The 15,069-nt window shown below is 44.3% G+C and carries 11 protein-coding genes and 2 pseudogenes; 6 read left to right on the plus strand and 7 right to left on the minus strand.

The genetic code is table 11. The features are described from left to right. The first annotated feature begins 98 nt into the window (after positions 1-98). From AB6D58_RS11995 to AB6D58_RS12005, 3 genes are all read left to right on the plus strand, one after another. Complete coding sequence (locus tag AB6D58_RS11995; RefSeq protein WP_372157349.1) at positions 99-998, plus strand: Vmh family MBL fold metallo-hydrolase; 900 nt, start codon at positions 99-101, stop codon at positions 996-998. Positions 999-1,308: 310 nt separating this feature from the next. Next, complete coding sequence (locus tag AB6D58_RS12000) at positions 1,309-2,124, plus strand: TauD/TfdA family dioxygenase (RefSeq protein ID WP_017059123.1); 816 nt, start codon at positions 1,309-1,311, stop codon at positions 2,122-2,124. Between the two features lie 256 nt (positions 2,125-2,380). Beyond that, complete coding sequence (locus AB6D58_RS12005) at positions 2,381-4,429, plus strand: response regulator (protein ID WP_372157351.1); 2,049 nt, start codon at positions 2,381-2,383, stop codon at positions 4,427-4,429. A 150-nt stretch (positions 4,430-4,579) separates the two neighbouring features. On the opposite strand, the gene cqsA is transcribed toward AB6D58_RS12005, so the two are convergent. Beyond that, the gene (cqsA, locus tag AB6D58_RS12010; protein WP_371722118.1) at positions 4,580-5,761 is read right to left on the minus strand and encodes an alpha-hydroxyketone-type quorum-sensing autoinducer synthase; all 1,182 of its coding nucleotides are present in this window, start codon (positions 5,759-5,761) and stop codon (positions 4,580-4,582) included. A gap of 269 nt (positions 5,762-6,030) precedes the next feature. Beyond that, positions 6,031-7,413, minus strand: coding sequence for a PLP-dependent aminotransferase family protein (locus AB6D58_RS12015; protein ID WP_372157354.1), 1,383 nt, complete (start codon positions 7,411-7,413; stop codon positions 6,031-6,033). A 103-nt stretch (positions 7,414-7,516) separates the two neighbouring features. Between AB6D58_RS12015 and AB6D58_RS12020 the strand changes: the two genes are divergently transcribed. Next, positions 7,517-8,413 (plus strand): EamA family transporter, encoded by an 897-nt coding sequence (locus AB6D58_RS12020; RefSeq protein WP_372157356.1) that lies wholly within the window; start codon positions 7,517-7,519, stop codon positions 8,411-8,413. A gap of 117 nt (positions 8,414-8,530) precedes the next feature. On the opposite strand, the pseudogene AB6D58_RS12025 reads toward AB6D58_RS12020, so the two are convergent. Beyond that, positions 8,531-8,668, minus strand: a pseudogene (locus AB6D58_RS12025) (GTP-binding protein); the annotation flags it as partial. 449 nt (positions 8,669-9,117) lie between these two features. On the opposite strand from AB6D58_RS12025, the gene ihfA reads away from it, so the two are divergent. Further along, positions 9,118-9,414, plus strand: coding sequence for an integration host factor subunit alpha (ihfA, locus tag AB6D58_RS12030; protein ID WP_004734853.1), 297 nt, complete (start codon positions 9,118-9,120; stop codon positions 9,412-9,414). 172 nt (positions 9,415-9,586) lie between these two features. On the opposite strand, the pseudogene AB6D58_RS12035 reads toward ihfA, so the two are convergent. Together AB6D58_RS12035 and AB6D58_RS12040 are read right to left on the minus strand one after the other, a co-directional pair. Then, positions 9,587-10,582, minus strand: a pseudogene (locus tag AB6D58_RS12035) (ABC transporter substrate-binding protein). A 193-nt stretch (positions 10,583-10,775) separates the two neighbouring features. Beyond that, positions 10,776-11,552, minus strand: coding sequence for a RelA/SpoT domain-containing protein (locus tag AB6D58_RS12040; protein WP_017059130.1), 777 nt, complete (start codon positions 11,550-11,552; stop codon positions 10,776-10,778). Between the two features lie 324 nt (positions 11,553-11,876). On the opposite strand from AB6D58_RS12040, the gene AB6D58_RS12045 reads away from it, so the two are divergent. After that, the gene (locus AB6D58_RS12045) at positions 11,877-12,530 is read left to right on the plus strand and encodes a thiopurine S-methyltransferase (RefSeq protein WP_372117441.1); all 654 of its coding nucleotides are present in this window, start codon (positions 11,877-11,879) and stop codon (positions 12,528-12,530) included. A gap of 113 nt (positions 12,531-12,643) precedes the next feature. Here AB6D58_RS12045 and purT read toward each other — a convergent pair whose 3' ends face one another. Together purT and cdd are read right to left on the minus strand one after the other, a co-directional pair. After that, entirely contained in the window at positions 12,644-13,819 is a 1,176-nt protein-coding gene (purT, locus tag AB6D58_RS12050; protein WP_102333250.1) for a formate-dependent phosphoribosylglycinamide formyltransferase, read from the minus strand. 167 nt (positions 13,820-13,986) lie between these two features. Then, positions 13,987-14,874 (minus strand): cytidine deaminase, encoded by an 888-nt coding sequence (cdd, locus tag AB6D58_RS12055; RefSeq protein ID WP_017059133.1) that lies wholly within the window; start codon positions 14,872-14,874, stop codon positions 13,987-13,989. Positions 14,875-15,069 lie beyond the last annotated feature (195 nt).

Consider the following 15,069-nt stretch of genomic DNA (forward strand, 5'->3'; position numbering starts at 1 on the left):
GTCAATTTGATATCTATTTCATCTAAAAACAATTAAATAAGATATTTGGACATTCAACGAGTTGGCAGGTGTTCAACTCCAAGTATCGGAATAAAGCCATGAATACGTTATCGAAAAACCTGTTATTAAAAAGCATGCTTTTAGGAACCATAAGCCTAGGAACCATGCTGGCATCAAGTGTTGCTTTAGCTGTGGATCTGAACATCACTCACTATAACCCCGGTGAGAACGCGATATTCCCTGCAAGCTCGGTATTGGTTTCGGGTGAGAAAGAAGTGATTCTATTTGACGCACAATTCAGTGTCGCAGACGGACAAAATTTGGTGGAGCAAATCAAAGCCACAGGCAAAAAATTATCGATGGTTTACATCAGCAGCGGCGACCCAGATTACTACTTTGGTTTGGAACCGATAGTTTCGGCATTTCCTAACGTTAAAGTCGTTGCCAGTGAAGCCGTTGTCGCGCATATCAAACGCACCAAAGATGCAAAGCTTGAATACTGGGGGCCTATATTAGAAGGCAACGCGCCCTCTAAGGTGATTGTTCCAATGGTGATGAACGACACAACATTAAGCATCGAAGGTGAAACCATCGAAGTGAAAGAGATAAATACACACCAAGCTTACCTATGGGTTCCGTCTGAAAAAACGGTGTTTGGTGGCGTGTCGGTGTATAGCGGTGTGCATGTATGGATGGCAGATACTGCATCGAAAGAGATTCGTAGCCAGTGGTCACAATCGTTGGAGCGTATGAAAGCACTAGAGCCAGAGGTTGTAATTCCGGGTCACTATTTAGGTGAAATGCCAACAGGAATAAATGCAGTTCACTTCACGAAGGATTATGTGGCTGATATTGAAAAAGCGTTGGCGAGCAAAAGTAATCCAACATCGGTCGAGATCAGTGATTACATGAAGAAAGCCTACCCGAAATTTGAGGCTACGGAAGGCGATTTAGAACTTGGCGCGAAAGTGCTAAGCGGCGAGATGGCTTGGCACTAGAGTTGATTATCTCGGTTGTGTCCCAGAACAGTCTGAAGATTGTATGCTAGATTTATTGGTGATACACAACTGGAGATATCGATGATCTGGCTTTCAGTGAAAGTACTACAGATTGGACTTGTCTATGGATACAGGAAGTATCAAAAAACGAAAAGAGCTCCAGCTTAGGAGCTCTTTTTTTGTTTCGGAGAGACGACTTTCTATTTCAAGTGAGAAAGAAAATCAGCATTTACCCGGTTTACAGTTAGTAGTCAGATTAGCCTAGTAGCCAGATCCGCCCTGCAACTCAATATCACCAATAAGCGAAAGTATGTTGAAAATAGAACCCATTACTCCTCACATCGGCGCTCGTATTCACGAACTAGAGCTTTCTACATGCAGTGCTGATGAACTCGATAAGGTGTATCAGGCACTTATTGCCCATCAAGTGATCTTTCTCGACGGGCAGACTTTGTCTCCAGAACAACACTTGATGATTGCACAGCGCTTTGGAACGTTAGAACCTGCACATCCTTTCTTCCCTCGCGTGGAAAGTGCGCCACAGGTGAGTGTGATTGAAACAACCCGTGGCAATGCGCCAAAGGAAAGTTATTGGCATACCGACTTAACGTGGCGCAGCTTGCCTTCGAAAGCTTCCCTGTTGCATGCTCAACACATTCCAAGCATTGGTGGTGACACTATCTGGTGTTCTATGACTGCGGTTTTTGAATCTCTACATGAAGATATGAAAGCTAAGTTGAGAGGGTTGTCGGCGACTCATTCGCTTGTGGCCTTTGAAGGTATAGAATCAGAAGACATTGATCTCGATTGGCACAAATCCTTGATTAAAACAGCACAGGAGAATCCGCCAGTGGTTCACTCTGTTGTTCAAGTTCATCCTGAAACGGATAAAGAAACGCTCTGTATCAATGAACAGTTTACTCGTTATATCAACGAACTCGACCGCAAAGAGAGTGATGTTTTACTCAGCCAACTGTTTGAAATTGCGAGACGCCCTGAGTTTCAAGTTCGTTTCAAATGGGACAACGGCTCAATGGCGATCTGGGATAACAGGGTAACGCAACATTACGCAGTGATAGATTACGGGGATACTCCAAGAAAAATGCATCGAGTAACAGTGACATAGCGGTAAGCTGAACACAGTTATCAAAAGAACACCGCGCATGCCCATCCCTGAACCAAGCACTCGTACTTAAATTTAAGCGTCAGAAGGGTGCATCATTCATCTACGCTTAATAATAAAAACAAATGCGTTGGTACATATTTGATTGAAACCTCACTGCTCGGACGTGATGTGTAATATAATCGGCGCCAAAATATAAGTATAAAAACCAAATCATAGAATTAATAAACGTCAGGGCTTAGAGAGCAAAGTATTTCGTATGAACGCGATTCGTAAAGTTTACCAGTACGCAGAACCGAATTTAACCCTCGTGGGTTGGATGGGCTTTGTCGGCTTCCCAATTTACTACATTGTGTGGGAGTTTTTGTTCCCGCAACCCTACGAAAACTTAGCGCTTCGCCTGTTTTGCTCGGTATTGTTCTTTGGCATTATATTTCGCAATCGCGTCCCATTTGAATGGCGAAAATACCTTCCGGCTTATTATCAAGTTGCCGTAACTATCTGTTTGCCAGGTTTCTTCTTCTACATGCTGCTAATGAATAATTGGTCCAACGTTTGGGTTATGTCATTCATGTCGGCTATTTTCCTCCATATTTTATTGGTGCACGTGACGAGAGTGATGTTTGCACAAACCTTTGCCGGTATTGGGATTGCTACCTTGTGCGCTTGGATTGCACAAGGCTTCTACCTCGAACTCACAATGGATTGGACGCATGTGCCAATCTTTTTGTTTATCTACTTATTCGGCAACTTGTTCTACTTCCGCAATCAGGTGGAACATGAAAACAAGGTGTCATTGGCGAAGTCTTTTGGTGCGGGTATTGCCCATGAGATGCGAAACCCTCTAAGCGGATTACTTACCTCTATTGATGTCATGCAGTCCATATTGCCGAACCCTAAAAGTGGCGATCAAAAAGGGCAATATGCGTTAAGCAATGAAGAAGTGATTCAGTTGCGTGAAGTGGGCGATGAAGCGATGGAGATCATTCATTCCGGTAACGAAACGATAGATCTGTTACTGACTTCAATTGATGAAAACCGAGTCTCTCGATCTACGTTTAAGAAGCATTCAGCGCAAGCGGTGGTTGAGGATGCGATAGACAGTTTCAATTACAAGCGCTCTGCTGATAAGTCAGCAATCTCCTTGGATGTGCAGAGTAACTTTGAGTTTTTGGGTAGCGACACCTTGTTGAAATACGCCATGTATAATCTGTTCAAGAATGCGTTCCATCATCGTAGCCCTGAAGATTTTCATATTCATGTCACCATGTCTAGTGATGAAGTGGCCAATCAAATAATGGTTACCGATAACGGATCAGGCATCTCAAATGATGTGATTCGACGCATTTTTCAGGACTTTTATACTACTGGCCAATCGGGTAATTACGGCTTAGGTTTGCCATTTTGTCAGAAGGTAATGCGCTCGTTTGGTGGTGAAATTAAATGTCAGTCTGAAGTGGATCAATGGACACAGTTCACGATGACTTTTCCGTCTTTGTCTTCCCATTCGGTGAAAGAAATCAAGAATGAACTGACTAAACTTAAGACTGTGCTAATGGTGAGTGACCAGAAAGTTCTCACCAATAAAATGACTGAGGTAGCCCGTTTTATGGGGTTTGAGCTCACGGTGTTGGATGTAGCATCAGCGCTTAAAAATAAGGAATACCAGTTCGAATTCGACTTGATTTTCGTTGATATGGAGAGCTTGGATTTAAGAGCCAATTGCCTCGATAAGATTGAATCGTTACTTTCGTTCACTGAGGCGCGAATCATTTACTTGTATGAGCGTCATCCTATCAAGCGTGTACGTAACATTTCTTTCGAGCCTATTTGGGTGGAAACACAAGTCTGGCTACTAAATACTAAAGCGACCATTGACCGTTTACTGTTTGACTCCAACTACGTGATGCCATCGGTTGCTGTAAAACCGCTAGAGGCCACCACTAGACGTACGATTATGGTGGTCGATGACAATGAATCTCTACGCCGATTTACGGCAATGTTATTGGAAAAACAGGGCTTTGATGTTGTGCAAAAAGAAGACGGACAACAAGCCTTAGATGCGCTTGATACCGACGAAATCGACTTGATCCTAATGGATATTGAAATGCCAATCATGGATGGTGTTGAAGCTTCTCGCCGAATTCGCAGTGCCGACAAAGAATACTCTTCGGTGCCGATTATTGCTCACACGGGTGACAGTTCTCCCGTTACCTTGGAAAAGATGGAATCATCAGGCATGTCGGACTTTATTGTTAAACCTGCCGATAAAAACCGACTGTTTGATAAAATTGCTCACTGGATTTAGCGGGTGTAATAGTCTGAAGTTCACGGCCATTGGGTAGACATAGATTCAAGAAAGAGCTCAGCGAATTGCTGGGCTCTTTTTGTATCGCGACATGATAGCGTCCATTCAGTCCTGCCGTTGGTGTTGGTTATAAATATGGTTCGAAAAAGGTTACACGAACTCTAACTCGGGGTGATGGTACGCTTCGTGACAAACCGTGAGCACATGGTCAATGTCTCTTGGCGTCATATCGGCATTCACTGAAAAACGGATGATGTTTTTGTTCTTGCCAGTCGCAGGGCGGCAGAATACCGCACCGAACACATCACGTTCTTCTAAGAAGTCTCGCACACGCTCCGTGTTTCTTTCATTGCCGCACTCTAGCGCTACAATTTGAGACTCACTGCGGATATTAAAGCCAATTCGCTTTAGCCCCGTAGTCAGCGACTTAGCCCGATTGAATAAGGCTTCTCGTTTGTCTTCCGCACCTTTGATCACCTCCAACGTTTTCTCTAAACGAACCACTTCTTGTGGTAACACTGTTGAGCTAAAAATCGCAGGGTACGCCACAAACGGCAAGGTTTTAGACAGTTGTTTAGGGCCAAGGATTGCCCCAGCGCGATAAGCAAAGGTTTTTGCCAAGCTAACGGTGATGAAGTCGACTTGCTTGGTGAGCCCCAATGCTTGCACTAAGCCTGCACCATTCTCTCCATGTGTACCCAGTGAATGGGATTCATCAACGACGACCGCACAATCAAACTCTTGCGCCATTTCGTAGATGTCGCACAGTGGGGCAATGGTGCCTATTGTGCTGTAAACCGAGTCGACAACAATGACACCTGAGCCGTGGCGCTCTAACTGTTTGCGTAGGTGATTCATATTGTTATGCATAAACGGATGGGCAACTGCGCCGGCAGCCCGAATCCCTTCCCATAGCGACATGTGTGCAAGGAAATCAATATACACAGGTGTGCCCGGTGGGCAGATGGTTTGCAATAGCCCAATATTGGCCGCCCAGCCCGATTGAGAAAGCAAACAGCTCTCCATTCCAACATAGTTCGCAAGCTCAGTTTCGAACGCAGGTTTAGACTGCTCATCTTGTAAGAAAATGGCAGACATCACCACGTTGTCATCGTGCTCACAGATCGCCGCTTGATGGGCTTGTTGGATCTGTTTGTTGTGTGACAGCGCTAGGTAATCATTGCTCTGCATCACAACGGCACTGCGCTGGGGGCGTTTACCCAATACCAAATGCTTTTGGCTTTGGTTCTGGGTAATCAGGTCTTGAATATAGAAGTTCAAGCGTTCTTCGATAAAGGAAGGTAGTGGTTTGTTTTTTGTTTTATCACTCATAATAGTTCTCTTCAAATACAGGAAAACGCCAGCGCTGACGGCTGTATATTGACGATAAAAAGTGATGTGTCATTAGCCAAGTTGCATAAATTTGTGGGTGCTTGCAAACTCAGCATTTAAGGGTTTTGAGGCGAGTGGGTTTCCTTACGGTTCGGGGCTTTAACCGAATCAAAATAGGAATAATAGCCTTCTTTTTTATGACAAAAGGCTATTAAAATCCGACGATCGAAAGGCTTTTAAAAAAGCTGATTTTGAAAGGCTACGGGCTGTTAGCTGTGAATGTGGATAAGCTCAATTAAGGCATCCAATTGCTGCTTAGTTTCACCCTCTAACGAATACCCAATATTGAGGCGTAAGCAATTGCTGTAAAGGTCGAGAGTGCTGAACAGGTGTCCAAGCCTGATATCAATGTTCTGGTCGGCAACTGCCAGAGTAAAGGTTGATTGGTTCAAGTTTGGGATTTGCAGCCAAAGCACCATGCCACCTTGTGGGTTACTTATCTTCACATATTGAGGAAGGTGCTGAGCCAAATAACTTAGGTATTGCTGGCGCAAAGACAAGATCTGAGAGCATCTTCTCCTCACGTGCTTAGCGTATTGGCCAGATTCAATAAAGTCAGCAACCGCAAGTTGAGTAGGCAGGGCAATGCCATAGCTCGCAGCAGAGAACTGAGCCTTGTATTCGTTGATAAACCTGCCCGGCAAGCACCATCCCAAACGGTAACTCGGTGACAAACTTTTCGATACTGATCCACACCATAAGACATATCCGCCTTTGTCGTAGTATTTCGCGGGGAGTGGTGTGTGTGAGGAGTAGGACAGTTCAAGATACACATCATCTTCAATGATCGGCACTCGATATTGATTCGCAAATTCGGCAAGCTGCTGTTTTTGACTTGCCGACATATTGATCCCCTGAGGGTTCATATGAGAAGTACAAAAGATCGCGGCATCGACTCGCTTGTTCTTCAAATGCGCTTCCAGTTGTTGCAAGTCGACACCATCATCGAGCGATGGGATTTCTATGATCTGGCGTGACATCTTTCCGAGTAACTCCAGAATGCCATTGAAACAAGGAGAGCTAATCACAATGGTGTCGCCTTCTTTGGTACATGATTCAAGAGCGGCCTTAATCGCTGACATACAGCCAGCGGTGATCACCATTTCTTCAGGTGAAAAGTGCACATCGAGCTTGGCAAAGTGAGTGGATAATGCCTGTCGCAACATCGGCTCACCTTGTGTATCTGGGTAGTGGTTGAGCCTGCTGCCCATCCGTTTAATAGCGCGACGAAAACTTCGTTCCAATTCAACGATCGACTGCTTATCATTGGTGGTGCTCGAAACCCCTAAAGGTCCGTTGATTGAGTTGTGGGTCGAAGAGGTTTGCTTAACACTCGATATCTTACTCTCAAACTGTGCCCACTCAGGCGTTGAGTGAGACGACTTGTGAGGCGAGACAAAATACCCCGCTTGCGGTCGAGAATGTATCCAGCCTTGTGATTCCAGTTCTTGGTAGCAGCTCACCACGGTCGACATGCTGATGGCTTGTTGCTTGGCCAATTGACGTAGCGAAGGGATGCGTCCGCCTTCCGGTCTTTTGCCTGTTTCTATCTCATCGATAAACTGATTGGCTAGCTTTCTGTAGATACTCATTGTCACGACCGTTATTAACTGTACTTGTTTTTATTATAAAAATTGTATCTGTACTGGTTTTATTGTTCAAGGGATACTAATTCGAAACAAAGGAGGGGTCAGTATGAAAAGAAATGATTTGTTGTTAGCGGTATTCGTCATGGCGATTTGGGGATTCAACTTCTCGATGATCAAAATGGGTGTGACTAATGTTCATCCGTTGTTAGCAACCGCCGCGCGTTTCTCGCTAGCGGTGATTCCGGTGATATTTTTTGTAGCGAGACCTAGTGTCGCTTGGCGCTACTTAGTCAGTTATGGCTTTGTGTTCGGTGTGGGTATCTGGGGTATGGCTTCATGGTCGATCACCGCTGGTTTGTCGTCTGGGCTTTCATCGGTCTTGCTTTCAACCAACGTATTAATCGGCATGGCGGTTGGCGTGTGGGTATTCAAGGAAAGTGCTTCCGTTCGTAAGTTATTGGGTGCGATGCTAGCCATGTGTGCGTTGGCGGTATTGGTATCTGCAGCTACGGGTAATGTCACCGTTAATGGCGTGATCTTTATTATGATTGCGGCGTGCAGTTGGACCTTGATGGGCGTGATCGTTAAGGCATCGAAAACCACTCAAGCCTTTGCGTTCAATGTCTGGGGGATGTTGTTTGCTCCGGTGCCACTAGTGTTATTTGCCGTGATGCTACACGGTGAGCAAATAATCTGGCAGGGCATCGAACAATGGGATTGGAACACGACGATTGCAGTGCTGTTTCAAGCTTACCCAACCACACTATTTGGTTATTGGGTATGGAATAAGCTGCTAATCCAATACCCGTTAAGCACGACCGCGCCGTTAACCTTGTTAGTGCCTATCTTCGCATTGATCAGTGGTTACTTTATGTATGATGAGGTGCTGTCTGTGGCTCAGGTTGTTGCATCAATACTGTTTCTTGTCGGGATTGGTTTGACTGTGAAACCTGCGAATGTAACGAATACCAAAGCGACACAAACACTTGCTGAACAAAAATGATTGAAGAAAGCTGATATTGCATGAGCAGCTTTGAATGACAAATAAGACCTCGCACTTGTGAGGTCTTATTCTATGTCGAAGAAGTGAAGTTATTTAAATAACCAACTTACTAAGCAATCAACTAACCATACACGCAAGTAACTGGCTCTCAAGATCATCGTCTATTTCTAGACCGATCATTTCTATTCTGATTTCGATACACTCATCGAGTTCTGATTCCGTCAAGCCATCCTCTGTTAAGTTGTAACCGAAAACCTCAAAAGAACATAGGCTTTTATAAGTGAATTCGAATTAAATTCTGAAATGATACAAATCTTATATTTAATAACGCTTATTTAGTAACCTCTGTTGAGTCCCATATCAAATCAAGTGGCTGATTTTATTGGGTATCGGAGAAAAGTCTCAAAAATTATTATTTAGTTCGCTAAAGTTTTAAATTCTATTAATGGTTGTTTGTATGGAATATAACGCCATTTCGTTACTGTTGAGTAGATGGTTTTTAGCTATATATGTGAAATTTGAAGCGAGTTATCTTTCTGATTTGAAAGAATAATTAAATAGTTAAGATAAAAAAGTTGGCGAAAATCAGAAGCTTGGCATACACTTTCCTAGTAAATGACCTTATCTCATTGATTGAATAGGGTAAATGCTTTGGCGCTACTGGCGATGGTAGCAATGTTTAACATAGCTTTGAGGAAAGTTTTATGGCACTCACGAAGGCCGATTTGGCTGAGAACCTGTTTGAGACACTCGGATACAGCAAGCGGGATGCCAAGGAAACGGTGGAAGTGTTTTTCGAAGAAGTTCGTAAAGCGCTCGAAAATGGCGAACAGGTAAAACTGTCTGGTTTTGGTAATTTTGATCTTCGCGAGAAAAACGAGCGACCTGGTCGTAACCCGAAAACAGGTGAAGACATTCCAATTTCTGCTCGACGTGTTGTTACTTTTAGACCGGGACAAAAACTAAAGGCCCGTGTCGAAAATATTAAAATCGAGAAGTAGCCAAGCAATAGACCACGCCTAGCGTGGTCTTTTTGTATCTGCATAGAGTTTAAGCTAAACGCATTTCTTTAATTTTTAGTAACCTTTCTCAAACTCCATCTATTTACTGTCCGGTAAGAACTTGCTTTAGATGCGAAAACAGAGGCTAGGCCTCTGACTTTGAATCTTCACTCTAAAGGGCTTGTTGAACCTTACTTGCGATGTCTTCAGACACCCAAGGCTTCCATACCTGTGGTGAGCTTTCTAGAAAGTAATACATGGCTTCTTCGGCGTCGGCTTGGTTGTCTTCCATCCAGGCCAGCAACTCACTCATTTGTTTATTGGTAAAACCACGCTTTTCAAAGTATTGGTAGGCAAGAGGTTCGTTATTAGCAAAGGCTTCTGTGGTGATTGTGTGAACCGGTGCTGGTGGATACATGGTCACTTTAGGAGATTCACAATCAGGTTGTGTCGTACAGTTACGGAATTCCTCAATGTCAGTACCACTTCCGAAATCAACCTTCACCATTTCATACTTACCTAGCACAGGCGTAGGCGACCAGTAATATCCAAACCATGCTTTTTTGCGTTCGTAAGCTTTCGCTATCGTACCTGCTAAAGCGGCGCCTGAGCCGGGGTCAACCATTTCAAAATTGTGATCTTCTAACTTAAGCGCATCGAACAGGTGACCGGAGGTAATCTGACAAGTCCAACCCGCAGGGCAGCTATAAAACGCAAACTTCTCATCATCTTCTGGGTGTTCAAACAGCTTTGCGTTTTTAATCACACCTTCAATGGTTGTAAGCTCTGGGTACTGTTCAACAAGGTAGTTTGGTACCCAGAAACCTTCTTCACCGCCGTTGACCAAAGACTTGCCCGCGTAACGTAGACGCTTATCCGCAACACCCTTATCCAACGCTTCTTTGATGCCATTAGTCCAAAGCTCTGGCGCAACATCAGGTTGACCTTTTTCGATCATTGACGTGCCCGTAGGGACGCTATCACCGGGGGATTAAGTCCGCTTCACAGCCGTAGCCGTTATTCAAAATGAATTGGTCGACATGAGCAATAGGCTCGCCGAGTTCCAGTTCATGTCTGCAATGGTGATCTTTCCGCATTCGTCAGCACTAGCGTGTACAGAAAACGCAGCAAGTAGCGCGATGGAAAGCATGGATTTGTTATTCTGCATTGACGTAATTCCTTTTCTTGTCAGAAGCTTATTCGCTATAGAAACAGAAATGTTCGACGGAGAAAAGAGACTGAGATCTAAATTTAAACGATCTGATTATTTGGGATAGGAAGTGGAGAGGCTACTCAACAAGTACTAAAAAGGGCTGCGAGTGCAGCCCTTGTGATGTTTATTGGAATAGCCTATCTATGTGTTAAGCCGCTTTAATGTGCGTTGTAATGTACGGTTGCCATGCTTGTTGGTAAAGCTCTAAAGATTGGCGTCGTAGGCTATTGATTTGTGCCGCTTCGATATCGTTGATTGGGCGATGTTCTGCAATTGCGTGACGCTCAATGCCTTGGATAATTTCGTACAGCTCGTGCTCAGGACCACTTTTCACGTCAGCAATCGCTTTTAAGTGAAGTTGAACCTCTGCAATGATGTTGGTTTTAGGCAAACGAACCAACAAGTTAAGGTCACGGTAACCAGAGTCAGCCGGCGATTTAAACTTATTTTTCAGCTTAACAACGTCTGCTTCACGGCTTAGCGCTTCGTAAACTTCAACCAAGCTCTCTACATCGTTCGCGATGATAGTTGCACGGGCTAAGTCGGTAATTTTTGTCACATCACCATCAAGCTCAAGGGCGATTTTTTCTTCTGCGCGAGCTTGAGATTTAACGCCAGCAAAGAGCGCTTCAGAATTGGTGAGTAGGGCAGTACTTTTACAGATAGTTTCTAGTTCAGCTTGGCCTTGATGCGCTTTGCTGTACAAAATATCGAAGTCGGTGTAAGGCTGAGTCGGGCGTGAGTCGAAGGCCTTGATGCCGTAAAGGCCGCTCAAACTATGACGGAATACGTTTGAAGATACTTGGTTTTGCGCAGGAGTGCGCGTTTGATCTGTTGAACTTGTTGAAACAGGTGCTGCTGCGAATGCAGGCGCTCGGCTCAATACCAAAAGCATTAGGGCCGTCGTACGGAGAAATACACTCATTCAAACTCCAAAATACAAGGTTACAAAAAACGGGTAGTCAAAAGGGGTAACCAGTAACGCACAAGAGTAAAAACAGCTTAACTAATTTCACTACATATTAAATGAGGCTAGCTAAGACAGAAACCAATTCTAACGTTTAATATTGCTTTAAAATGTGAAGATATAGCCAAATAACCCAACCGTTAGTTCCGCAATTATCAGAACTTTGAACTTAGCCAGTTTCTGATTTTATCGAAATCAATTTAGTACTTTAAACCAAGCTAAGGTTGCTCTTACCTCTCTATACTGTACCCTTGCATTATGACTGTTTAACATGAACGAAAGATGAATAATCCTGAATTTTGGCACAATAAATGGGCAGCCAACCAAATTGGTTTCCACCTCGAAGATGTAAACCCACTTCTGATTAAATTTTGGGAAAAGACTGAGCCTAGCTACGAGAAGAGTGTGTTTGTTCCACTTTGTGGCAAAAGTGAAGATCTGATTTGGCTAGCTTCAAAGCATGAAGATGTTCAAGGTGTCGAGTTAAGCCAGATTGCGGTTCGCGCATTTTTTGCAGAGCACCTTTATACCCCGACTGTGACTCAAATTAGCGGTCAGCACGAGCTCTACCAATTCGATGAACTGAACATCTACACGGGCGATTACTTTTCAGCGCCAATCCAACCTGTCGATACCATTTATGATCGCGCGTCTTTAGTCGCATTGCCTGAAGAGATGCGAGTGCAGTATGTCGAGCGTTTGAAACAACTACTGAAACCGGGTGGTAAGATTCTTTTAGTAACACTGGATTACGACCAAAACGAAATGGCTGGGCCTCCGTTTAGCGTACCTAAGTTAGAGATTGCTCAATTGTTTGCAGGATACAAAATTACATTGTTGAATCAAGATATAGCGAACGATGAACATCCGAAGATTGCTAAGAAAGGCTTGTCTCGCTTCTGTGAAGAAGTGTATTTGATTGAGTCAGACGCTTAAGTTCAGTCTGCTTAGTTAAGCGAACAGATAACACCAACAAAAAGACGGGCTCGATAGCCCGTCTTTTTATGGTTCAGATTTGAACTCGTGATTGTTCAGAATTGAATAGCAGGTTAGTAAATCACTTTTACTTTTGACGCGCTCTCAATTGCATCTTCAATCGCTGTCTCAGTGCTGTTGCGACGAGTAAGCGCCACACCAAGACGACGGCGACCATCGATATCAGGCTTACCAAACAAGCGAACTTGCGTTTGTGGTGCGTCTAGCGCTTCTGCAAGGCCTTCAAAGCGGATATTCGTTGATGTGCCTTGACCAAGGATTACGGCAGAGGCACAAGGGCCATACTGAGTAATTGATTTGATCGGCATACCTGTAAATGCGCGTACGTGTAGTGCAAATTCCGATGAGTCTTGAGACATCAGAGTAACCAAGCCAGTATCATGTGGGCGAGGGGAGACTTCATTGAAGATCACGTGGTCGCCTTTAACGAACAGTTCAACACCAAAGATGCCGTGACCGCCTAATGCGTTAACCACTTGCTCTGCCGTGTATTGCGCCGCTTTAAGTGCGTTGTCAGACATGACCTGTGGCTGCCATGATTCGCGGTAATCACCGTCTTCTTGGCGGTGACCGATAGGCGCACAGAAGTGAACACCGTCGACTGCGCGAACGGTAAGTAGCGTAATTTCGTAATCGAAGTCGATGAAGCCTTCAACGATTACACGACCCGCGCCAGTACGACCGCCTTCTTGTGCGTAGTCCCAAGACTTCTGAATGTCTTCCTCTGTTTTGATAACGCTTTGGCCTTTACCTGAAGAGCTCATTACTGGCTTAACAACGCAAGGCATGCCCACGAATTCAACAGCGGCTGAGAAATCTTCAAAGGTGTCTGCAAAGCGGTAAGGAGAAGTGCTCAGCTTTAGCTCTTCTGCAGCTAGGCGACGGATACCTTCGCGGTTCATCGTTAGCTTAGTCGCATTTGCAGTGGGAACGACATTTAAACCTTGCGCTTCCAGCTCTACCAACTTGCTGGTGGCAATAGCTTCAATTTCAGGAACCACATAATCTGGTTTTTCAAGTTCAATGACTGCTTGCAGTGCATCGCCGTCTAACATGTCTAATACATGACTACGATGTGCAACTTGCATTGCTGGTGCGTCTGCATAACGATCACAAGCAATAACTTCCAAACCTAAACGTTGGCACTCGATAGCAACTTCTTTGCCGAGTTCACCTGAACCTAATAGAAGTACACGAGTAGCATTTTCACGAGTAGCGGTACCAAACATAGAAATTCCTTCCGATCTTTTAAACGATTGATTGAAAACGGGGTGATCATACTTATTTAAATGACAAAAGCAAACGTTTGCGCAAGTTGCTACGTTAATTACAAGTATAAAAAAAGCAGCCCCGTTAAATAGGGCTGCTTATTTAAATTATTGTTAACTAGATGTACTTAGATTGCTAAGTAAGTCACTGGAATGTCGGGATTAATCGCTTCTAATGTAGATTGCGTATCCGCTAGGTGACTGATGCTACCTTCGGCAATTTCAACCAACGCTGCACTTTCAATCTGTTCAAAATCGAAGCCAGCCAGTTTAAGTTGAATCAACGCCACTTGTAGAGGAGGTAAGCTCGGGTTGAACGCTGCGTTTTCAGCGTAAGCACCGGTGAAAATCTCACCCGACGTCAATTGCAGTGAAACACCACTTAGGTTTTTGGTGTAAGGAGCATGGCTGCGGTTTAGTGCTGCTAGCGCTTCTACAACAATAGGCGTTGTTTCTTCGGTCGTGTACTTATGATCAAGCTTAGTCATTAGGCCAGTCGTCACACCTAAATCAGCAGGGCCGAATGAGTCTGGTAGGTACTCTTGCAGAGACATTTCATCACGTTGTGGAAGCTGAACTTTAAGTTCTTTTGCTGTGGTCAGTTCGTTCATGAATTGACGACAGTGACCACAAGGACTGAAGTTTATGGTGATATCTGAGATACCTAGTTCGCCTTTCATCCAAGCGTGGCTGATTGCAGATTGCTCAGCGTGAACGGTTTGACCAAGTTGAGCACCAGCGATTTCAAGGTTTGCACCAAAATACAGAGTACCAGACAAACCACGCACGATAGCACCAACATAAAAGTCAGATAACGGAGCGTAAGAATACGCTGCGGCAAAAGGAAGTAGCGCAATACGTAGCTCGTCATCCGCTAGACCACTTGCTTGCAGTAGGCTAGCAAATTGTTCTGGAGACAATGTCGCGTCAAAGTTGTCTGCTAATACGATGTCACTCAAAAGCGCTTTCATTGATGATGGAGCACTTTCCAGCGCCAGGGTAATACGACTGTTCATGTTGAATCCTTAATTGACCTTAGGCTTTAAGTTTATGCATTGCTCAGGAATTTTCTGTGATAAAGATCACTATTGAATTGTTGTTGTTACATTGGTTTGCATAATTAGAGTGAGGTCACACTTGAAATCGATTACAAGAGCCATTTATACAGCTGATATCGCACTTAGTGCTCGTAAAAGACCGTGACTTGACTG

Source organism: Vibrio sp. 10N.239.312.D08 (assembly GCF_041466145.1).
GTDB classification, from domain to species: Bacteria; Pseudomonadota; Gammaproteobacteria; order Enterobacterales; family Vibrionaceae; genus Vibrio; species Vibrio crassostreae_C.